The organism is Variovorax sp. Varisp53 (assembly GCF_059491555.1).
In genome coordinates, this window is record NZ_CP168512.1 from 6,232,703 (window position 1) to 6,252,363 (window position 19,661).

The 19,661-nt window shown below is 68.6% G+C and carries 17 protein-coding genes; 8 read left to right on the top strand and 9 right to left on the bottom strand.

What is annotated here, in order from left to right:
- Positions 1-124: 124 nt before the first annotated feature.
- Both ACEOAB_RS29335 and ACEOAB_RS29340 read right to left on the bottom strand, forming a co-directional pair.
- Entirely contained in the window at positions 125-1,534 is a 1,410-nt protein-coding gene (locus ACEOAB_RS29335; protein ID WP_495653303.1) for a peptidylprolyl isomerase, read from the bottom strand.
- Between the two features lie 21 nt (positions 1,535-1,555).
- Positions 1,556-4,135 carry an LPS-assembly protein LptD gene (locus ACEOAB_RS29340; RefSeq protein WP_413749836.1) on the bottom strand — a complete coding sequence of 860 codons (2,580 nt, stop codon included), beginning with the start codon at positions 4,133-4,135 and terminating at the stop codon, positions 1,556-1,558.
- A gap of 238 nt (positions 4,136-4,373) precedes the next feature.
- Between ACEOAB_RS29340 and ACEOAB_RS29345 the strand changes: the two genes are divergently transcribed.
- The 4 genes from ACEOAB_RS29345 to ACEOAB_RS29360 all read left to right on the top strand — a co-directional run bounded on the left by ACEOAB_RS29345 (position 4,374) and on the right by ACEOAB_RS29360 (position 8,236).
- On the top strand, positions 4,374-5,471 hold the full coding sequence (locus tag ACEOAB_RS29345; RefSeq protein ID WP_495653304.1) for an aminoglycoside phosphotransferase family protein: 1,098 nt from the start codon (positions 4,374-4,376) through the stop codon (positions 5,469-5,471).
- 36 nt (positions 5,472-5,507) lie between these two features.
- Positions 5,508-6,233: a 16S rRNA (uracil(1498)-N(3))-methyltransferase gene (locus ACEOAB_RS29350; protein ID WP_413750926.1), complete on the top strand. Its 726-nt coding sequence runs from the start codon at positions 5,508-5,510 to the stop codon at positions 6,231-6,233.
- 91 nt (positions 6,234-6,324) lie between these two features.
- The gene (locus tag ACEOAB_RS29355) at positions 6,325-7,683 is read left to right on the top strand and encodes a M20/M25/M40 family metallo-hydrolase (protein ID WP_413750925.1); all 1,359 of its coding nucleotides are present in this window, start codon (positions 6,325-6,327) and stop codon (positions 7,681-7,683) included.
- Between the two features lie 100 nt (positions 7,684-7,783).
- Positions 7,784-8,236 carry a YidB family protein gene (locus tag ACEOAB_RS29360; protein ID WP_007834874.1) on the top strand — a complete coding sequence of 151 codons (453 nt, stop codon included), beginning with the start codon at positions 7,784-7,786 and terminating at the stop codon, positions 8,234-8,236.
- A gap of 85 nt (positions 8,237-8,321) precedes the next feature.
- Here ACEOAB_RS29360 and ACEOAB_RS29365 read toward each other — a convergent pair whose 3' ends face one another.
- A complete protein-coding gene (locus tag ACEOAB_RS29365; protein ID WP_495653305.1) occupies positions 8,322-8,522 on the bottom strand; it encodes a hypothetical protein in 201 nt (66 codons plus the stop codon).
- 38 nt (positions 8,523-8,560) lie between these two features.
- Here ACEOAB_RS29365 and ACEOAB_RS29370 point away from each other — a divergent pair, with 38 nt between their 5' ends.
- Both ACEOAB_RS29370 and ACEOAB_RS29375 read left to right on the top strand, forming a co-directional pair.
- Positions 8,561-11,251 carry a DUF4132 domain-containing protein gene (locus ACEOAB_RS29370; protein WP_495653306.1) on the top strand — a complete coding sequence of 897 codons (2,691 nt, stop codon included), beginning with the start codon at positions 8,561-8,563 and terminating at the stop codon, positions 11,249-11,251.
- Positions 11,248-12,429, top strand: a complete 1,182-nt coding sequence (locus ACEOAB_RS29375) for an MFS transporter (protein ID WP_413751133.1) — start codon at positions 11,248-11,250, stop codon at positions 12,427-12,429. Before ACEOAB_RS29370 ends, ACEOAB_RS29375 begins: the two co-directional genes overlap by 4 nt.
- On the opposite strand, the gene ACEOAB_RS29380 is transcribed toward ACEOAB_RS29375, so the two are convergent.
- Together ACEOAB_RS29380 and ACEOAB_RS29385 are read right to left on the bottom strand one after the other, a co-directional pair.
- Positions 12,401-13,258, bottom strand: coding sequence for an alpha/beta hydrolase (locus ACEOAB_RS29380; protein ID WP_495653307.1), 858 nt, complete (start codon positions 13,256-13,258; stop codon positions 12,401-12,403). The genes ACEOAB_RS29375 and ACEOAB_RS29380 overlap by 29 nt on opposite strands.
- Positions 13,255-14,763 carry a M20 family metallopeptidase gene (locus tag ACEOAB_RS29385; RefSeq protein ID WP_495653308.1) on the bottom strand — a complete coding sequence of 503 codons (1,509 nt, stop codon included), beginning with the start codon at positions 14,761-14,763 and terminating at the stop codon, positions 13,255-13,257. The genes ACEOAB_RS29380 and ACEOAB_RS29385 overlap by 4 nt, the downstream gene beginning before the upstream one ends.
- Before the next feature lie 91 nt (positions 14,764-14,854).
- On the opposite strand from ACEOAB_RS29385, the gene ACEOAB_RS29390 reads away from it, so the two are divergent.
- Positions 14,855-15,637, top strand: coding sequence for a DUF72 domain-containing protein (locus tag ACEOAB_RS29390; RefSeq protein ID WP_413750669.1), 783 nt, complete (start codon positions 14,855-14,857; stop codon positions 15,635-15,637).
- On the opposite strand, the gene ACEOAB_RS29395 is transcribed toward ACEOAB_RS29390, so the two are convergent.
- Positions 15,634-16,152: a bactofilin family protein gene (locus ACEOAB_RS29395; RefSeq protein ID WP_007834862.1), complete on the bottom strand. Its 519-nt coding sequence runs from the start codon at positions 16,150-16,152 to the stop codon at positions 15,634-15,636. The two genes, ACEOAB_RS29390 and ACEOAB_RS29395, sit on opposite strands and share 4 nt — an antisense overlap.
- A 114-nt stretch (positions 16,153-16,266) precedes the next feature.
- Here ACEOAB_RS29395 and ACEOAB_RS29400 point away from each other — a divergent pair, with 114 nt between their 5' ends.
- Positions 16,267-17,193 carry an ion transporter gene (locus ACEOAB_RS29400; RefSeq protein ID WP_495653309.1) on the top strand — a complete coding sequence of 309 codons (927 nt, stop codon included), beginning with the start codon at positions 16,267-16,269 and terminating at the stop codon, positions 17,191-17,193.
- On the opposite strand, the gene ACEOAB_RS29405 is transcribed toward ACEOAB_RS29400, so the two are convergent.
- The 3 genes from ACEOAB_RS29405 to metX are packed head-to-tail and all read right to left on the bottom strand — an operon-like array spanning position 17,138 to position 19,495.
- Complete coding sequence (locus tag ACEOAB_RS29405) at positions 17,138-17,725, bottom strand: IMPACT family protein (RefSeq protein ID WP_495653310.1); 588 nt, start codon at positions 17,723-17,725, stop codon at positions 17,138-17,140. The two genes, ACEOAB_RS29400 and ACEOAB_RS29405, sit on opposite strands and share 56 nt — an antisense overlap.
- A 19-nt stretch (positions 17,726-17,744) precedes the next feature.
- The gene (gene metW / locus ACEOAB_RS29410; RefSeq protein WP_413751157.1) at positions 17,745-18,335 is read right to left on the bottom strand and encodes a methionine biosynthesis protein MetW; all 591 of its coding nucleotides are present in this window, start codon (positions 18,333-18,335) and stop codon (positions 17,745-17,747) included.
- The gene (metX, locus tag ACEOAB_RS29415) at positions 18,332-19,495 is read right to left on the bottom strand and encodes a homoserine O-succinyltransferase MetX (protein ID WP_056595008.1); all 1,164 of its coding nucleotides are present in this window, start codon (positions 19,493-19,495) and stop codon (positions 18,332-18,334) included. Before metX ends, metW begins: the two co-directional genes overlap by 4 nt.
- Between the last annotated feature and the right edge of the window lie 166 nt (positions 19,496-19,661).

Below are 19,661 nucleotides of genomic sequence, written 5' to 3' on the forward strand. Positions count from 1 at the left end.
CGAGGAAAAAGGGAAGTTACGCCAGGAACACCGCGGAACCGGCTTTGCCGGGCCGCTGGTGTTGCCCCCTGCAAGGGGGTTGGCGAAGCGACACGAAGTGCGCGCAGCCTGGGGGTGTGCCACATCAAGACTGGGGCGGGTCGCGGTATTCGACGTAGGCGCGCGCACGCACTTCCTGCACCCAGGTGGTGAAGGCTTCGTCCACGCGTTGTTCGCGCAGCGCGGCGCGCGCGGCTTCGCGCTGCTCCGACTGGCTGAGCTTGGTGTCGCGGCGGCCGACCACCTGGATCAGGTGCACGCCGAAGCGCGACACCACGGGGTCGCTGATCTGGCCCGGCGCGAGCCGGTCCATGGCCTCCTCGAATTCGGGCACGAACTGGCCCGGGCGCGACCAGCCGAGGTCGCCGCCTGTCTTGGCGCTGGCGTCCTGCGAGTTGTCGCGGGCCAGGCCGGCGAAGTCGGCGGTGCCGGCCTGCACACGGCGCTTGAATTCGGCCAGCTGCGCCACCGCCTGCGCCGTGGTGCGCTTGGGATCGTTGAGCAGCAGGATGTGGCGCACCTGCGTCTGCGTGACCGTCGCGTCGCCAGAGCCGATCTGGGCCTTGGCCAGCACCTTGAGCACGTGGAAGCCGGCGCTGGAGCGCACCGGCCCGGCGATGCCGTTCACCGCCGTCGATTGCGTGGCCTCGACGAACAGCGACGGATAGCGGTCGGCACTGCGCATGCCGATGGCGCCGCCATTGGCGCGGTCGGGCGAATCGGAGTTCTCGCGCACCAGCTTGGCGAAGTCTTCGCCGGAGCGGGCGCGCTGGGCGAGGTCCTGTGCTTTCTTCTGCGCCGCGGCCACCTGCGCGTCGGTGGCGTTCTCGGGAACGGCCACCAGCACCTGCGCGAGGTTGAGGTTTTCCAGCGCCGCATTCTTGACGGCGAGGTTGCGCTGGTCGCGCAGGTATTCGTCAGCCTCGGCGTCGCTGATCTTGACCTTCGATTCGACTTCGCGGTCGCGCAGGCGCGTGAGCAGCAGCTGGTCGCGCAGGTCGTTGCGGAAATCCTGCAGCGCGATGCCCTCGCCAGCCACGCGGCGGCGCAGCTCGACGAGGCTGATCTCGTTCTGGCGCGCCACGGTCTGCTCGGCCTGGTCGATGGCCACTTCGTCGACCTTGAGTCCGGCTTCCTTCGCGAGCTGAAGCTGCGCACGTTCCGTGATCAGCCGCTCGAGCACGAGCCGCGTGAGCTCGCTGCGGGGGACGCGTTCGGCGTCGGGGTTCTCCTTGACCAGTCGCGACACGCGCGTCTGCACGTCGGTGTTGGTGATCGGCTCCGAGTTGACAAGCGCAACGATGTATTCGGCCGAGCGCTGCACGGGCGCCGCAGCGGGCGCAGCCGCCGGCGCACGCGCTGCGGGCGGGCCCAGGCGCGGCCCGGCGCGCATGATGTCCGTGATGCCGCTGCCGGCGCGGTAGCCCTGCGCGCCCGAGCTTGCAGCGATTGCCGCAAGGCAGCCCAGGGTGATGATGGAACGGATGTATTTCATGGCGTCGCTCAGTCAGTCGTCTCAGTCGTAATTGGTGAAGCGGCTCGGCGCCTCGCCCGGTTGGCGCAAGGGTTCGTAGCGCTGGATGTTCTGCCGCAGGGCCTGCATGGGGCTGGAGCCGATGCTCGAGAAGCCGACGAATTCGAGCTGGAACATGATGCGGGTGTTCGCCGTCACCTGGCCCGTGGTGATGCGCTGCAGCACCACGCGCCCGATCCAGCAGCAGCCGTCGTACTCGAAACCGAGCACGCCGTCCGTGAGTTTCTTGTCCTGCAGGCTGTAGTTGAGCCGGCCGACCGCATACCAGCGGCCGCCGCCCTGGCCCTTGCCGGGGCCGAGGTTCTTGCCCTTGTCGCCCCAGAGGTCGTTGATCGGCCATTGCCAGCCCACGTCGATCGACTTGTTGCCGTCAGTCGCGGTCGGGGTGGTGGGCGCCTGGTAGCGGAAGGCCGCGCTCAGGTTGTGGTACGGCTCGGGGTTGTAGCGCGCGCTGATGGCCGATCGCTCCGACTTGCGCGTGTCGGGGTTGTACTGCACGACGGTGTCCAGGCTCCACTTGGGCGTCCAGTTGATCTGGGCGCCCACGAGCAGGTCGCTCTTGCGGTCGGTCACCGGCGTGCCGCCGGGCAGCGTGACCTTCTGGTCGCTGAAGCGCAGCCGCTGCGCGATGCCGAAGCGCGCAGCCTCGACGCCGGTTGCCGGATCGATCAGGCGAGAGGTCACGCCCAGCGTGAGGGCGTTGGTGTCCGAGATGCGGTCGCCGCCCGAGAACGCGTTCTCGGTGTAGATGGTCGCGAAGCTGAAGTCGTTGGCCGCCGAGTCGTAGTTCGGCAGCATGCTCTGGTTGCGGTACGGCGTGTAGACGTAGTACGCACGCGGCTCCAGCGTCTGGCGGAAGGCGCGGCCGAAGTAGCTGGCGTCGCGCTCGAAGATCAGGCCGCTGTCGAGGCTGAAGGTCGGCACCGTCCGGTTGCTGGAGGTCGGGAAGAAGTACAGCGAGTTGGCGTTGTAGGGCACGCCATTGACGTACTGGACTCCGTTGAGCGTCAGCTTCGGAATGTCCGACTGCGGCAGGTAGTAGTTGTACGAGGCCGCGTTCAGCATCAGCTTGGGAATGACGAACGAACTCGGCGTGATGAACGGCCGGCTGATCGAGGCGACGGCCGAGGCGCGGTCGCCGTCGGGCTGCGACTGCTGGGTGGCGTCGTAGCCGGGCTGCCCCGCCAGGATCGTGTTCACGCGGAAGCGCGTGTAGTCCAGGTTGAGCGCCACGTCGAAGCCGTGCCAGTCGTACTTGTTGTAGTTGGCCGTGATCTGCGGCAGCCGGTCGTACGCGGGCACGATCGGCGACAGGTTGTACTGCAGGTTCTGGTACTTCAGCGTGCGGACCATGCCGCTCCAGTCGCCCTTGCTCCAGCTGAGCGATGCGTCGTTGGGCAATTGGCGCTGCGTGAGCGACGGCGTGCGCGTGAAGTCGCGCCAGTAGTCGTTGTCGCTCACCCGGTTGATGGTGATGTTGGCGGTCAACGAATCCAGGCCCAGCGCCTTGGCATCGAAGTCCTGGTGATGCGTGCCCCACAGCCCCCAGCGCTTGGTGCTGCTGGGCGCCGGAGTCAGGTCCTTGGCCTGGATCTGCCCATTGGCCAGCTGCTGGAGCTGGCTGGCGCGCAGTTCGTTGTAGCGCTGGCCCACGAGCCGGTCGCTGCCCATCAGGTCCAGGCGCATCGTTCCGTTGTAACCCTTCTCGAGGTAGCGGAACTCGTTGCTGAAATCGACGCCGCGCTTGCTCATGATCGTCGGCGTGAACGTGGCGTCGCGGTTGGGCGCGATGTTCCAGTAGTACGGCTGCGCGATCTCGATGCCGTTGATGTTGTCGACGCCGATGGTGGGCGGCAGCAGGCCGCTCTTGCGCTCGTTCGACAGCGGGAAGCTCACGCTCGGAATCGGCGGCGTGGTGATGCCCATGAAGCTCAGCCGCGCATTCTTGGCCACGCCCTCGTTTTCCTCGGTGTCCGTGGTCATCGTGGTCGCGGTGAGCAGCCAGGCCGGCATCCAGCCCGGGAAGTCCTCGCGGCGGCAGGTGGTGTAGGTGGCTTCGCGGGCCACCGACACGTTGGCGTCGACGAAGTCGATGCGCTTGGCCTCGCCGTGCGCTTCGTTCGCGAGGAACTGGTAGCGCACGTTGTTGAAGAAGCCCTCGAAGGTCTCGAGCTTGAGCTGCAGCTCGGGGCCTTCGTACACGTTGCCGGCCTGATTGACCCGCACGTTGCCGGTGGCCTTGGCGCGGTCGTCCGGCTGGTAGTACTCGAGCCGGTCGGCAGTGATGGACACCGCGCCGCGCCGCAGCGTGGCGTTGCCTTCGACCACGGTCTCGAGGTCGGGCCGGCCGGAGATGCGGTCGCCGGTGATGATGCTGGGCATCTGGCTGCGGTCCGCGGGCGTCAGGGTTTCGGTCAGCAGCGGCGTGCGCTTCAGCGTGAGCGGCCCGTCGAGGTTGCCGGCCTGCTGCGCGGACGCGCCATGCGCGTGCATCAGGGCCAGCGACAGAACGGCCAGCGGCAGCGGCGGGGCGGAGCGCCGCAGGGCGACACGCCGGCGCATCAAGCCACCCGCCCCGCTGTTCCGAGGGAAGCCGCCGACTCCCCGAGGGAGAGCGGCAGCGAGCGCACAAGGTGCCAAGCGTGGGGGCTTTGGGTCGTAGGCATCGGTTCGGAACGAAGGATCGTCGGGAGACGGCGCGGCAGGCGGGGGGGTTGCTGGGGCGGGCAGCAACCCGCATCGGCCGGAAGCCGGCCAAGGGGGATTGCCGCGCCAGGCGGATTTGTAGAATCGATTATCCATGACAGCACCCCCGCCCCCGGCCTCATTGGCCCCAAGCCCCGCCGAGACCATCCCCTGGACCGATCCGCAGCGGGCCGAAGCGTTCCGGGCCTGGGTGGCCGCTATCGCGCCTACCCACCGACTGCTGCCCGACACGGTGCGGCTCGCCTCGGCCGACGCGAGCTTCCGCCGCTATTTCCGCCTCGACACCACCGACCCGGCCGCGCCGACGCGCATCGTGTTGGACGCCCCGCCGGACAAGGAAAACAGCGCCCCCTTCGTCCAGGTGGCGCAGCTGATGGCCGGCGCCGGCGTGCTCGCCCCCACGGTGCTCGAATGGGACCAGCCCCACGGCTTCCTGCTGCTCGACGACCTGGGCCGCCAGACCATGCTGGACGTGATCGATCCGGCCCGGCCCGACGCGAGCCGCCCGCTCTACGACCAGGCCATCGACGCATTGATCCGCTGGCAGCTGGCCTCCCAACCCGGCGTGCTGCCGCCCTATGACCGGGCGCTGCTGGAGCGCGAACTGGCGCTGTTCCCCGAGTGGTACATCGGCCGCCACCGCGGCATCGCGGTCGAGGGCAAGCTGAAGGAGCGGCTGGAGCGCAGCTTCAAGCTGATCGTCGAGAGCAACCTCGCTTCGCCCAGCGTCTACGTGCACCGCGACTTCATGCCGCGCAACCTCATGGCCGGCAACGGTCCCGCGCTCGGCGTGCTCGACTTCCAGGACGCGGTCTACGGCCCCATCACCTACGACGTCGCCAGCCTGATGCGCGACGCCTTCCTGAGCTGGGACGAGGAATTCGTGCTCGACGTCACCATCCGCTACTGGACAGCGGCGCGCAAGGCCGGCCTGCCGGTCGATGAGGACTTCGGCGCCTTCTACCGCGCGGTCGAGTGGATGGGGCTGCAGCGCCACCTGAAGGTGGCCGGCATCTTCGCGCGCCTCACGCTGCGCGACGGCAAGCCCAAGTACCTGGCCGACACGCCGCGCTTCATCGCCTACATCCGCGCCACCGCCAGCCGCTACATGGAGCTGACGCCGTTGCTGCGCGTGATCGACGAAGTCGAGGGCACCTCGGCCCTCACCGGCTTCGCCTACGGCCGCGTCTGAAGGAAAACGGCTGCCCACCGCCATCGATTTCACAGCATGCCGCGTTTTCACTGTTCCGTGCCGCTGACCGCCGGTGCCAGCCTGGCGCTGCCGGCCGGCGCCGCGCGCCATGTGCAGGTGCTGCGGATGCAGCCCGGCGATGCGCTCACGCTGTTCGACGGCGCAGGCGGCGAATACGCGGCGACGGTCGAGCGCATGGGCCGCAGCGAGGTCGCGGTGACGGTCGGCGCGCACCAGCCGGTGGAGCGTGAAGCCCCGCGCGCCGTGCATCTCGCGGTCGGCATGCCGGCGAACGAACGCATGGACTGGCTGGTGGAGAAAGCCACCGAGCTCGGCGTGGCGAGCATCCAGCCGCTGGCCACGGCCCACGGCGTGCTGCGCCTGTCGGGCGAACGCGCCGAGAAGAAGCGGGCCCACTGGGAGGCGATCGCGATTGCGGCCTGCGAGCAGTGCGGGCGCAACCGCGTGCCGGTAGTCCTTCCGGTGCAGTCCTTTTCGGGCTGGCTCGATGCGCAGCACAACACGGGATCGACCGCCGTGCGCCTCGTGCTGAGCCTCGCGGAGGGCACGCGCGCCCTTCCTGCGGTGCAGATCCCCGATGGCCACGGCGCGGTCGTGCTGAGCGGCCCCGAAGGCGGCCTGAGCAGCTCGGAAGAACAGCAGGCCATCGCCCGCGGCTTCGCCCCCGTCACCCTCGGCACGCGCGTGCTGCGCGCCGAAACCGCGGCGCTGGCCGCGCTGGTGTGCCTCGCCGGGCTCTAGGCAGGCCGCGCAAGGTGGTGTTTTCCGCAACGCGCGCGCGGAAAGCCTGAGAAACAATCGTTACTCTACTGAGACAAAAGAAGGACTTTCGATGTCCCGCTCGCCTAGTCCACTGCGCCTCGCCCCTCTCGTCCTCGCCGCACTGGTGTGCACTGCACAGGGCGCGCTCGCCCAGAGCCCGGCTGTCGCCCCAACGCCCGCGCAGGTCAGCCCCGAGGTCGACAAGGCCTATGCCCAACTGATGGCAGCGCCGGCCATCCAGAAACTGCTCGACGCGGTCAGGGCCGACCATGAGCGCTCGGTCGAAGACCTGAAGATGCTCACCGAGATCGAGGCACCGCCCTTCAAGGAACAGAAGCGCGCCGAAGCCTTTCTCGCGCGCATGAAGGCCTTCGGCCTGACGCACGCGAAGATCGACGCCGAAGGCAACGTGGTCGGCCTGCGCAAGGGCACGGGCAACGGGCCGAAGCTGCTGATCTCCGCGCACCTCGACACCGTGTTTCCCGCCGGCACCGACGTGAAGGTCAAGGAGCGCGACGGCCGGCTCCACGCGCCGGGCATTGCGGACGACACGCGCGGGCTCGCCGTGCTGCTGTCGTGGCTCAAGGTGCTGAACGACAACAAGGTGCAGACGGTGGGCGACCTGCTGTTCGTCGGCAACGTCGGCGAGGAAGAGCTCGGCAACCTGCGTGGCATGAAGGCCGTCTTCAACGACTACCTCGACATCGACGGCATGGTGGGGCTGGAGCCCTCGCCGCCGGGCGCGGTGCTGGTGCTCGGCACCGCGAGCCACCGCTACGAGGTCACGTTCCAGGGCCCGGGCGGCCACAGCTTCGGCGCCTTCGGCCAGGTGCCCAGCGCGATCCACGGCATGGGTCGCGCCATCGCGAAGATCGCCGAGATCCGCACGCCGAGCTTCCCGAAGACGACCTTCACCGTCGGCACCGTGGGCGGCGGGACCTCGGTCAACACCATCGCGCCCGACGCGCGCATGGCCATCGACATCCGCTCGGACGACATGGCCTCGCTGCTGGAGACCGAAAAGAAGATCCTCGTGGCCATCGACGAGGCCGTGGTCGAGGAAAACAAGCGCTGGAACGTCAACACGCTGAGCGTGAGCACCAAGCTCATCGGCAACCGCCCCGGCGGCCGCACGCCGCCCGACTCGGTGATCGTGGAGGCCGCCGTCCGCTCGAACAGCGCCTTCGGCCACAAGACCCTGCTGCGCGGCGGCAGCACCGACGCCAACGTGCCGATCTCGCTGGGCGTTCCGGCCATCATCGTCGGCGGCGGCGGCAAGGCCTCGGGATTCCATTCACTGAGCGAGTCCATTGACGTGACAGACGCATGGAAAGGCGCGCAGAATTCGCTGCTCACCGTGCTGGGCCTGGTGGGAGTGCAAGGGGTCAGTCCCGCATTGCTCCCCAAACGGACGGCCCGTACCAAGTAATTTGTCACGTTGCCAGTTTGAAAGTGATGTTCCACTTTCAGCTTATGGTCCGCCGCGCCTAACAATGCTGTCGGTCTGTCACACACCAAAAGGAAAAGCCATGGGATTGCTCGATTCAGTACTCGGTCAGGTGCTCGGGGGCGCTGCCCAACAGCAGCAACCGCAAAGCGGTGGACTGGGCGATCTGGGAGGCCTGGCCGGTGCGCTGGGCGGCCTGCTCGCCAACAACGGCGGGCAGGGCGGCCTGGGCGGTCTGGTCTCGAAGTTCGAGCAGGCGGGCATGGGTGACGTCATCGGCTCGTGGATCGGCAAGGGAGAAAACCAGCCGGTTTCGGGCGATCAGCTGCAAAACGCGCTGGGCAGCGACACCATTGCCGCCATCGCGTCCAAGCTCGGCATCAATGCGCAAACGCTGCTGCCGATGCTGGCCACCATGCTGCCAGCGCTGATCGACCAGCTCACGCCGCACGGCAAGGTCCCGGACCAGGGTCTGGGCAACCACGACGACCTGCTGGGTTCGCTCAGCGGCCTGCTGCAAGGCAGGCAGTCCTGACCGAAGGACTGTCTTCTCCTGAATTCATGCGCCCGCGAGGGCGCTTTTTTTTGGCCGCGCGTGTTGGCCGACAATCCCGCTGGCATCAATCGAGGGAAATGGCATGGCGGGCAGTCGCAAGTCGAAGGAAGAAGGTCTGAACGCGCAGCCCGATGGCACCGTGCGGTGGTCCAAGGGCATGCGCGAGGCGCTCGCGCAGTTCAACGACCGGCCCTGCGGCCACTGCGGCGGCCTGCTCTGCGATGAACGCAGCCTCTGCGACAGCCTCGACTTCTTTCGCCGCCACCGCTCCCGCTTCTACCCCCGCGCGCCGCGCGGCTGCGCATGCTCGACATGCACGGCGCCGCGGCGGCGGAACTGTTCTTCGAGCCGTCCCCGCACAAGGAAGCCGTCACCGACCTGCTGGCCATCCACGATCCGGCGGTCGTTGGCTTCTTCGTGGCCCAGGTCAAACAGATCGACTGCAAGAACGCCCTCGTCAAGCAGGCGGGCCGCTGGCCGTTGTTCGTGCTGCGCGAGTTGCTGTCGGCGAACCCGGCGCGGCACCAGGCCGGCGCCGCGCTGGTCCTGGAGCTGCTGGCCGCGAACCCCGACTGGCAGAAACCGCTGGAAGCCTCCTGCGACGACGCCCAGCGCAAGACGCTCGCGCGCCTGCAGGAAGACAGCTCCGGCGGAGTGACCGATGCCGCTGCCGATGCCTGGCCCGCGCTGCTGCGGCGCCCGCCGTGGAAGAACCGGCAGGCGCTGCCCGTCATCCCGACGCTGGCCTTGCAGCCCCTGCCGCCGACGGCGCTGCTGCACTGGAGCGATCTGCCGCCACCGCAGTACCTGCAGGCCACGGGCGAATCGTCCGACTGGCTGGCCCGCGAACTCCGGGTCTCGCGCGAAAGCGCCGACCGGTGGATGAAGGAGTTCGCGCGCAACCAACCCGACGCACCTGCAGAGGTGCGTGAGGGCGGCACGGTTCACAAGGCCCTGTGGATGCTGGGCCTGCGCCCCGAGCTCATCGAGGCCGTCGCGGCGAACGGCCGCGAGATCGGCCCGGAAGACTTCGGCACGCTGCCGGGCAACCACTGGGGCGTCGCCGAATGCATCTGGCACCTGCCCCTGCCGCTGGCTGTCGCGGTATTCATGCACGGGCCACCCCCCATCCTCTACTCGGGCGATGTCTCGCGCGTGCGGCCCATCCTCCATGCGTTCGGCGCTGCCGCACTGCCGGGGCTGCCGCGCTTTCTCAAGCAGGGCTCTCGCGCAATGTTCGAGCTGGCCTCGGTCATCGAATGGGATCCGCTCGCCGGCTGGATCGCCAGGGGCTTTCACACCAACCGCTGGGTCCGGCGCGAAGCCGGCGAGTGGCTCGCGCGCTATCCCGACACGGCCGCGCGCGGCCTCGTTCCCGTCGCGCTGGGCGAACCCGGCCCCGCGCGCGAGGCGGCGCAGGCCGCGCTGCGCTGGCTGTACGGCGCCGGCCACGCCGAAGCGGTGCGCAACCAGGCCCACGCGTACGGCGCCGAAGCCGCCAATGCGGTGGCGCAGCTGCTGGCCATCGCGCCCGAAGAACTCCTGCCCGACAACCTGCCCATGGTGCCGAAGGCCTTGCCGCTGGCAACGCTGCCCCGCCTGATCCTCAAGGCAGGCGGCCACGCGCTACCGCAGGCGGTGGTGCCCGACGTGCTGATGGCGATGATGCTCGGCAAGCCCGACACCCCCTATCCTGGGCTGGCCGGGCTGCTGGATGCACTCACGCCCGATTCCCTCGCGCGCTTCGGCCGCGCGCTGCTGGCCTGGTGGATCGGCAACGGCCGCCCGGTCAAGGAGCGCTGGATGTTCACGCTGCAGGGCCGCCTCGGCGACGGTGAGACCGCGCGCCAGCTCTACGGCCTGCTGCGCCAGTGGCGCGTCGCGCTCGACCGCGTGCGCGCCTACGACGCGATGGCGATGCTCGGCGAGATCGGCAGCGATGCCGCGCTGATGCACCTGGCCGAACTCGCGCGCCAGACCCGCCACGACGATCTGCGCACGCGCGCCGACCGCATGCTCGGCGAAGTGGCCGAGCAGCGCGGCCTCAGCCTCGACCAGCTGGCCGACCGCACCGTGCCCGACCTCGGCCTCGACACACGCGCCCGGCTGACGCTCGACTTCGGCCCGCGCAGCTTCGAAGTGCGCATGGACGACAACTTCCAGCCCGTCGTGCACGACGCCAGGGGCAAGGCACTCAAGACGCTGCCCAAGCCGGGCGCCAACGACGACGCCGGCAAGACCGCCGCTGCAACCACGCAGCTGAAGGAGCTGCGCAAGCTCGCGAAGACCGTGGCCACCACGCAGGTCAAGCGCCTGGAGGCCGCGATGTGCGCGCAGCGCCGCTGGGGCCCCGACGAGTTCATTCCCTTCTTCGCCAACCATCCGGTGCTGCGGGTCTTCAGCCGGCCGCTGGTCTGGGGCCTGTTCGACGCATCGGGCAGGCAGCTCGAAGGCACCTTCCGCATCAGTGCCGAAGGCGAGCTGACCGACCTGCAGGACGACGCCGTCAAGCTGCCCGAGACCGCGCGCATCGGCCTGCCGCATCCGCTCGAAGTCGCGGCCCTCGATCCGTCGCTGGCAGCGGCCTGGGCCGCCGTGCTGGCCGACTACGAAATCATGCAACCCTTCGAACAGCTGATGCGTCCGGTCTTCGTACTCGACGAAGCGCTGCGCCCGCGCCGCGAGCTGCCGCACTGGGCCGGCCGCGCCATATCGAACGCCGCCCTCATGGGCCTGGAAACGCGCGGCTGGCAGCGCGAGGTGGGCGAGGGCGGCATGGTCGACAGCTTCAACAAGGCCGTGCCCGGTGGACGCCGCATCTGCCTGCAAATCGAAGAAGGCTGGTTCGTGCAGGACAGCCCCGACGGCAAGGAACTGCAAACCGTGCGCGCGGTGGCGCTCGACGGCACCGAAGGCACGCTGGGCGACCTGCCACCTGTCGTTTTCAGTGAAATCGAACGCGACCTGCAACGCGCGATACGGGACACACCATGAACCGCAACCTCTGGCTGCTCGCCATCTGCCAGGGCCTGCTCCTGACCAACAACGTCACTTTCATCGCCATCAACGGGCTGGTGGGCCTGAGCATCGCGCCGCGCGGCTGGATGGCGACGCTGCCGGTGATGAGCTACGTGATCGGCGGCGCGCTCAGCACCGGCCTGGTGGCCCGCACGCAGCAGCGCCTCGGCCGACGCGGCTCGTTCCAGACCGGGTTGGCGGTGGCGCTGGTGTCGGCCTTGCTGTGCTGCTACGCGGCTGCCACGAAGAATTTCTGGCTGCTGTGCTTCGCCACGGTGGTCGCGGGCTACTACAACGCCAATGCGGGGCTCTACCGTTTTGCCGCAGCCGAGCTCGCGGCGCCGGCGTGGCGCGAGAAGGCGGTGTCGGTGGTGATGGCGGGCGGGCTGATCGGCGCGGTCGCGGGGCCCAACCTCGCGACGGCCACGCGCCAGGTCTTTGCCGTGCCGTTCGCGGGCGCCTATATCGCGCTAGCCGCGGTGGCGCTGCTGTCGATGGCGGTGATGCACTTCATCGAATTCCCCGCCGCGCCCACGCGCACGGGGCCCGCCGGGGGCCGGCCATTGGGCGAGATCATGCGGCAGCCGGTGTTCATCGTGGCCGCCGTCGCGGGCGCGCTGGGCTATGGCGTGATGAACCTGCTGATGGCCGCCACGCCCATCGCGATGCAGATCTGCAGCCTGCCGTTCTCCGATGCCGCGCTGGTGCTCGAATGGCATGTGATCGGCATGTTCGCGCCGGGCTTCTTCACCGGCCATTTGATCCGCCGCTTCGGCGCGCTGCCGGTGATGGGTGTGGGGCTGGTGCTCAACCTCGGGTGCATCGCGATCGCGCTTTCGGGCGTGGAGCTGCACCACTTCGTCGTGGCGCTGTGCCTGCTGGGCGTGGGCTGGAATTTCCTGTTCACCGGCAGCACCACGCTCTCGCTCACGACCTACACCGCCGAGGAGCGCGACCGTGCACAGGGTGCGCTGAACTTCTGCGTGTTCGCCACGCTGGCGGTGACTTCGTTCGCCTCCGGCGTGCTGGTCACCACGCAGGGCTGGCGGCTGCTGAACCTCGGTTCGCTGGTGCCGGTGGTGCTGACCGGCGCGGCGCTGCTCTGGCTGGCGCGCAGGCGCGCCGTCAGGCCAGCGGCGGAAAGCGCCGGTTGAGCCAGCGCTGCAGCGCTTCGAAGACGGGGTCGGCTTCGAGCTCGTTGAAGATCTCGTGGTACAGCGTCTCGAAGCAGTGCGCCTCGACCTTGCCGCCGGGCGCAGCGGCCGCGGCAAAGGCGCGGCTGGCGGCGGGCACCACGAGGCGGTCGTCGCCCGCGTAGAGGAGCAGTGTCGGCACGGGCCAGCTGGCGGCCCGCTGCTGCACCGTCGCGCCTTCGTACGCCAGGAAGCGCGCGAGCCGGCCGCCGATGCGGTCGTGCGTGAGCGGATCGTCGCGGTAGGCCTGCACCACGGCCGGGTCGTGCGAGAGGTAGTTGTCGTCGAGCCCGTTGCCCACGCGCAGGTTCGGCGCAATGCGCGGCAGCACCGCGAGCAGCGCCTTCTGCAAACCGCCCAGGCCCGGATCGAGCCCCGGCGAAGAAAGCACCAGCCCGTCGACCGGCCGCACCCCGCGCGCCACCAGGCTCGCGGCCACCAGCCCGCCCAGGCTGTGGCCCAGCAGCACGAGCGGCAGGCCGGGGTTCTCGCGGCGCGCATCGTCGATCACGAGGGCGAGGTCGTCGACCAGCCGCAGCTCGCCGGGCAGGCCGCCGCGTGCGCCGGTCGATTCGCCATGTCCGTGGTGGTCGTGCGCCCACACGGCGAAGTCCCATTCGTGCAGGCATTCCGCGAGCGCGTGATAGCGGCCTGCGTGCTCGCCGAGCCCATGGACCACCACGATCACGGCGCGCGCCGGACCGGGCGCTGGCAGCCGGCGCAGAGCGAGCGTCTCGCCGTCCGGCGTGGACAGCGACACGCGCTGCGGCAAAGGCAGCGCCTCGCTCAAGCGGCCGCCGGCTCCGATGCGGCGCGGTGCGCGGCCGGCAGCGCGGCGATCACCTCGGCCACGGCGGCAGTGAGCTTCTTGGCGTAGGGCACATGCAGGAACTCATTCGGGCCGTGCGCGTTGCTCTTCGGACCGAGCACGCCGCAGACCATCATCTGAGCCTTCGGGAAGCCGGCGCTGAGCATGCTCATCAGCGGGATCGTGCCGCCCTGGCCGATGTAGCCGCATGAGGCGCCGAAGTGCGCCTGCGAAGCCTTGTTGAGCGCGTCCTCGAACCACGGCGTGATCGTCGGCGCGTTCCAGCCGGTGGCTCCGCCGCCGCTTTCGAAAGTCACGCGGGCCTGGTAGGGCGCGTTGTCCTCGAGCAGCGCCTTGAGCTTCTGCACTGCCTCGGCCGCATCGACCAGCGGCGGCAGGCGCAGCGAGAGCTTGAACGCGGTGTACGGGCGCAGCACGTTGCCCGCGTCCTTCAGCGCCGGAAAGCCTTCGGCGCCGGTCACCGACAGCGTCGGCTTCCAGGTGCGGTTGAGCAGCGCTTCCACCGGATCGGTGGTGGTCGGCAGCGCGAACATGGTCGAGCCGCCGCAGTCGTAGTGCGCCCACGGGAAGCGCTTGTAGACCTCTTCGCCGAGGATCGCCGCGGTGGCCTTGGCCTGCGCGAGACGGTCGGCCGGCACCTCGCAGTGGAAGCTCGCGGGCAGCAGGCGGCCGGTGGCGCTGTCTTCCAGGCGGTCGAGCACCTGCCGCATGATGCGGAAGCTCGAAGGCACGAGGCCCGAAGCGTCGCCCGAGTGGATGCCCTCGGTCAGCACCTCGACCTTGAGCGTGCCGCTGGCCATGCCGCGCAGCGAGGTGGTGAGCCACAGCTGGTCGTAGTTGCCGGCGCCGGAGTCCAGGCAGATCACGAGCTCGACGTTGCCCAGGCGCGGGCGCAGTGCGTCGACGTAGGGCAGCAGGTCGTAGGAGCCGCTTTCCTCGCAGGTCTCGATCAGGCCGACGATGCGCGGATGCGCCGCGCCCTGGGCCTTGAGCGCCTGCAGCGCGGCGATGCTGGCGTACACCGCATAGCCGTCGTCGGCGCCGCCGCGGCCGTAGAGCAGGCCGTTCTCGTACTTGGGCGTCCACGGGCCGAGGTCGTTGCGCCAGCCGGTGAATTCGGGCTGCTTGTCGAGGTGGCCGTACATCAGCACGGTCTCGCCCATGTCGGTGCCGGTGGCAGCCACTTCGAAGAACAGCACTGGCGTGCGGCCTTCGAGGCGCACGATCTCGAGCTTCAGGCCTTCGACCTTCTGCGCCTCGACCCAGGCCGCGGCGTTGCGCAGCACGGTCTCGAGGTAGCCATTGGCCGACCAGTCCTTGTCGAAGCCGGGCGACTTGGCGGGAATGGCGATGTAGTCGGTGAGCTGCTTGAGGATGTCACCGTCCCACTGGGCGGTGACGTCGGACAGGGCACGCTCGGCGTCGAGCGTGCTGGCGGGCATTTCGCGGTGCAGGGGGGCGTTCATCGAAGGGTTCTCCGCGGGTGACGAAAAAACGCATTTTGCGCCCGGCAGCGAGCCCGCGTAGAGTGCGGGCGATCTCAACCCGGAGCGCAATGTGAGCAAGGCAGCATCGACTCGGATCAAGGTGGGCATCGGCGGCTGGACCTACGAGCCGTGGCGCGACAACTTCTACCCGAAGGGCCTCGCCCATGCGAAGGAGTTGAACTACGCAAGCCGACAGGTCAGCGCCATCGAGGTCAATGGCACCTACTACAGCACCTTCAAGCCCGAGACCTTCCGCAAGTGGCACGACGACACGCCGGCCGGCTTCGTGTTCTCGATGAAGGCCTCGCGCTTCACTACCAATCGCAAGGTGCTTGCCACCGCGGGAGATTCGATCAAGCGCTTCATCGACAGCGGCGTGAGCGAGCTCGGCGACAAGCTCGGGCCGATCGTGTGGCAGTTCATGCCGACCAAGCAGTTCGATGCGGAAGACTTCGAGGCTTTTCTGGAGCTGCTGCCGAAGAAGGAGGGCAGCCGCGTGCTGCGGCACGTGATGGACGTGCGGCACGAGAGCTTCATCGTGCCCGCCTACAAGGCACTCGCGAAGAAGCACAAGGTCTCGACCGTGTTCACGGACGCCGACAAGTTTCCGTCGTTCGAGGAGCCCGAGGGCGATGTCGCCTACGCACGGCTCATGATGGCCGACGCCGAGCTCAAGACCGGCTACGCACCCAAGGCGCTCGACACCTGGGCCGAGCGCGCGCAGGGCTGGGCCGAGTCGCCGAAGAAGCGCGACGTGTTCGTCTACTTCATCAACGGCGCCAAGGAAAAGGCACCGGCCGCGGCCGGTGCCTTGCTGGAGCGCCTTGGATGGAAGCCTCCCGTGGAGGCTTAAGCCGCCGCGTGCAGCGACGGCTTGGCGCCGAAGCTGATCTCGCCCGACAGCTGGCCGCCTTCCTCGATCACGATCTTGCCGTAGCGGATCTTGCCGGTGACCTTGCCGGTCGAGTGGATCACGAGCTTTTCGCGCACCGTGAGGCTGCCGTCGAACACGCCGCGGATTTCGGCGATGTCGATCTCGGCCGAGCCCTTGAACTCGCCCTGCTCGGCGATCTGCATCAGGCGCGAGTCCATGGTGGCCTCGACGAGGCCTTCGACCACGAGCGTGTCGCAATCGGTGATCTCGACGCCCTTGAGCTTGATGTTCGGGCCGACGGTGAGCTTGCTGCCGCCTTCCTTGGCGGCAGGTGCGGCGGCCGCGTTCAGGCCGCCTTGCTGTGCGGTCAGCGACGAGGGATTGACGGGGGTTCCGGAGAGATTGGTGCCCGAACCGACGAGCGGTGCAGGGCGCGATGTCAACGAATCGGTGTCACGATCACGCTTGCCGAAGAAGGGGGACTGTGTAGCCAAGGGGGAGCTCCTCAAGAAAGGGACTATCGTAAGAACGCGCTCACGGCCTGCGGCACTTCATTGCGCAATAAGCGTAACCGAATAAGTCGGCCATGGACATGACAATGTGGCGCCATGAACCGCTCGAACACCGACAACCTCTCCGCCGCGCATGCCTCGCGCGCCATGTCGTCCGCCACCGATTCACGCTTCGACAAGCCCACGCACGGCTGGCGGCGCACGCTGTTCACGGTGATCTTCGAGGCCGACACGCGCGCCGGGCTGATGTTCGACCTGGCGCTGATCGCGGTGATCGTGACCAGCGTGCTCGTGGTGATCCTCGACAGCGTGCAGCCGATCCGCGAGCAGTGGCGGCCGCTGTTCAATGTGCTCGAGTGGGTGTTCACCATTCTCTTCACGCTGGAGTACATCGCGCGGCTGAGCTGCGTGAACAAGCCACTGCGCTATGCAACGAGCTTCTACGGCGTGATCGACCTGCTCGCGCTGCTGCCGACTTTTCTCGTGGCCTTCGCGCCCGAGATGGCCTACCTGATCGACGTGCGCATCCTGCGGCTGCTGCGCGTGTTCCGCATCTTCAAGCTGTCGCGCTACTCGGTGGAGTACCGCGCGCTGGTGTCGGCGGTGGCATCGAGCCGGCGCAAGATCACCGTGTTCGTCGGCTTCGTGATGCTGGTGGTGCTGGTGATGGGCACGCTGATGTACGTGGTCGAAGGGCCGGTGCATGGCTTCACCAGCATCCCGGTGGCGATCTACTGGGCCATCTCGACGATGGCCACGGTGGGCTTCGGCGACCTCGTGCCCAAGACCGACCTGGGCCGCGCGATCGCCTCCGTCATGATGCTGCTGGGCTGGGGCGTGCTCGCGGTGCCGACCGGCATCGTGACCGCGGAGATGGCGCGGCGCGGCCCCGATGACGAAGCGATGCCATTGGCGCCGCGCGGCATCCTCGCGATGACGGCGCCGCTCAGCGTGCCGCCGAAGCGCGTTACGCCTGCGGCCAGACGACGCGCCCTTGCGCAGCATCGCCGAGGCGGACGATGAAGGCATCGGCATCGGGCTCAGGGAGCGAGAAGGCGAAGGCGACGTCGTCGCCGTGCTGCACGCCGTCGAGCACCGCGCCGGCCGCGGCGAGTTCGCGCCGCACGAGTCCTTCGAGCGCATAGGGCACGGCGCAACGCAGGCTACGCTGGCGCAGCAACGGCACGAGCGTGGCGCCGAGCAGGGCCTGCGCGACCGCGTCGGTGTATGCACTCACGAGGCCGCCCGCGCCGAGCTTCACGCCGCCGAAGTAGCGCACCACAGTCGCGAGTGCGCCTTCGACCTGCTGGTGGCGCAACACCTCCAGCATCGGGCGGCCGGCCGTGCCGCCGGGTTCGCCGTCGTCGTTCGCGGCCGACTGGCCGCCAGCCATGAGGGCCCAGCACACATGCGCCGCCGCGGGGTGTTCGGCGCGCAGCGAGGCGACCACGGCCAGCGCGGCCGCCCGGTCGGCCACCGGCTGCACGCAGCCGATGAAGCGGCTCTTCTTGATGAGCAGCTCGCTGTGGACGGGCTGTGCGAGCGTGAAGCTCATCCGGCGTTCTTCGTGGCGTTCAGCCGCCGCCGCGCTCGAACTTGAAGACCGCAGTGCTGGCGCGCGCGTTGGGCAGCCAGCGCACGTCGCGCCCGTTCTGCAGGCCGAAGGCGTCGAGCATGCGCAGGTTGTTCTTGCCAGCCAGCACCTCGAAGTCCTTGAAGGTACCGACGCGGATATTGGGCGTGTCGTACCACTGGTAGGGCAGGCGGCGCGTCACCGGCATGCGGCCGCGCGCCACGCTCAGGCGGTTGGGCCAGTGCGCGAAGTTGGGAAAGGCGACGACGCCGATGCGGCCCACGCGCGCGGTCTCGCGCAGCATCACCTCGGCATTGCGCAGGTGCTGCAGCGTGTCGATCTGCAGCACCACGTCGAAGGAGGCGTCGTCGAACATCGCGAGGCCTTCGTCGAGGTTGAGCTGGATCACGTCGACGCCGCGGCGGATGCACTGCAGCACGTTGCCGTCGGCGATCTCCACGCCGTAGCCGGTGCAGCCGCGCTCGCGCTGCAGCAGGTCGAGCAGGGCGCCGTCGCCGCAGCCCAGGTCGAGCACGCGTGCGCCTCGCGGCACCAGCTCCGCGATCAATCGTTGATGCTCGAGGTCGCTCATTGCAGGAACTCCTTGGCGATGCGCTCGAAGTAGGAGCGCACCACGCCCATGTAGCGCACGTCGTCGAGCAGGAAGGCGTCGTGGCCGTGCGGCGCATCGATCTCGGCGTAGCTCACGTTACGGCGGTTGTCGAGCAGCGCCTTCACGAGTTCGCGGCTGCGCGCGGGCGAGAAGCGCCAGTCGGTCTTGAAGCTCACCAGCAGGAACTGGGCGGTGGCCTGGGCCAGCGCGGTGCTGAGCTTGCCGCCATGGCTGCGTGCGGGGTCGAAGTAGTCGAGCGCGCGGGTGATCAGCAGGTAGGTGTTGGCGTCGAAGTACTCGCTGAACTTGTCGCCCTGGTAGCGCAGGTAGCTTTCGATCTGGAACTCGACGTCCTGCGTGGAGTAGCGGTAGTCGAGCCCCGCGGCCTCGCCCTCCACGGCGCTGCGCAGGATGCGGCCGAACTTGGCGTTCATCACGTCGTCGCTGAGGTAGGTGATGTGGCCGATCATCCGCGCGATGCGCAGGCCGCGCTTGGGGATCACACCGTGTTCGTAGAAGTGGCCGCCGTGGAAGTCGGGGTCGGTGACGATGGCGCGGCGCGCAACCTCGTTGAAGGCGATGTTCTCGGCCGTGAGGTTGGGCGCGCTCGCCACGACGACGGCGTGGCGCACGCGGTCGGGGTACTGCAGCGTCCACGAGAGCGCCTGCATGCCGCCGAGGCTGCCGCCCATCACCGCCGCGAGCGTGCGGATGCCGAGCGCGTCGAGCAGCACGGCCTGGGCGTCCACCCAGTCCTCGACCGTGACCACCGGGAAGTCGGCGCCGTAGACGCGGCCCGTGGCAGGGTTGGCGTGCATCGGGCCGGTCGAGCCGAAGCAGGAGCCGAGGTTGTTCACGCCGATGACGAAGAAGCGATCGGTGTCGACCGGCTTGCCGGGGCCGACCATGTTGTCCCACCAGCCTTCGGAACGGGCCTGGCCTTCGTAGACACCCGCGACGTGGTGCGACGCGTTGAGCGCGTGGCACACCAGCACCGCATTGCTGCGCTCGGCGTTCAGGGTGCCGTAGGTTTCGTAGGCGAGCGTGTAGTCGCTGATCGACGCGCCGCTGCGCAGGGCCAGCGGGCCTGCGAACTGCATCGACTGCGAGGTGACGACCAAGGATGGTGACGACGACATGAATGAAAAAACCCGGCCTCGCCAAAAACGAGCCGGGTCTGCCGCGCCTGTCTTTAGCTGGATTTATAAAGCGCCCGCAAGCTGAAGCAAATCGGCGCAGGGCAAGTATATCCCCCAGGCTGCGCGCACTGCGTGTCGCTTCGCCAACCCCCTTCGGGGGCAACAC

Excerpts from the sequence above, each read along its gene's own strand:
- ACEOAB_RS29360 (WP_007834874.1), top strand. The coding sequence starts at position 7,784 with ATGGGATTGCTCGATTCAGTACTCGGTCAGGTGCTCGGGGGCGCTGCC.
- ACEOAB_RS29400 (WP_495653309.1), top strand. The coding sequence starts at position 16,267 with ATGAACCGCTCGAACACCGACAACCTCTCCGCCGCGCATGCCTCGCGC.
- ACEOAB_RS29350 (WP_413750926.1), top strand. The coding sequence starts at position 5,508 with ATGCCGCGTTTTCACTGTTCCGTGCCGCTGACCGCCGGTGCCAGCCTG.
- ACEOAB_RS29355 (WP_413750925.1), top strand. The coding sequence starts at position 6,325 with ATGTCCCGCTCGCCTAGTCCACTGCGCCTCGCCCCTCTCGTCCTCGCC.
- ACEOAB_RS29370 (WP_495653306.1), top strand. The coding sequence starts at position 8,561 with ATGCTCGACATGCACGGCGCCGCGGCGGCGGAACTGTTCTTCGAGCCG.
- ACEOAB_RS29345 (WP_495653304.1), top strand. The coding sequence starts at position 4,374 with ATGACAGCACCCCCGCCCCCGGCCTCATTGGCCCCAAGCCCCGCCGAG.
- metW (WP_413751157.1), bottom strand. The coding sequence starts at position 18,335 with ATGAGCGACCTCGAGCATCAACGATTGATCGCGGAGCTGGTGCCGCGA.
- ACEOAB_RS29385 (WP_495653308.1), bottom strand. The coding sequence starts at position 14,763 with ATGAACGCCCCCCTGCACCGCGAAATGCCCGCCAGCACGCTCGACGCC.
- ACEOAB_RS29340 (WP_413749836.1), bottom strand. The coding sequence starts at position 4,135 with ATGCGCCGGCGTGTCGCCCTGCGGCGCTCCGCCCCGCCGCTGCCGCTG.
- ACEOAB_RS29405 (WP_495653310.1), bottom strand. The coding sequence starts at position 17,725 with ATGAGCTTCACGCTCGCACAGCCCGTCCACAGCGAGCTGCTCATCAAG.
- ACEOAB_RS29375 (WP_413751133.1), top strand. The coding sequence starts at position 11,248 with ATGAACCGCAACCTCTGGCTGCTCGCCATCTGCCAGGGCCTGCTCCTG.
- ACEOAB_RS29335 (WP_495653303.1), bottom strand. The coding sequence starts at position 1,534 with ATGAAATACATCCGTTCCATCATCACCCTGGGCTGCCTTGCGGCAATC.
- metX (WP_056595008.1), bottom strand. The coding sequence starts at position 19,495 with ATGTCGTCGTCACCATCCTTGGTCGTCACCTCGCAGTCGATGCAGTTC.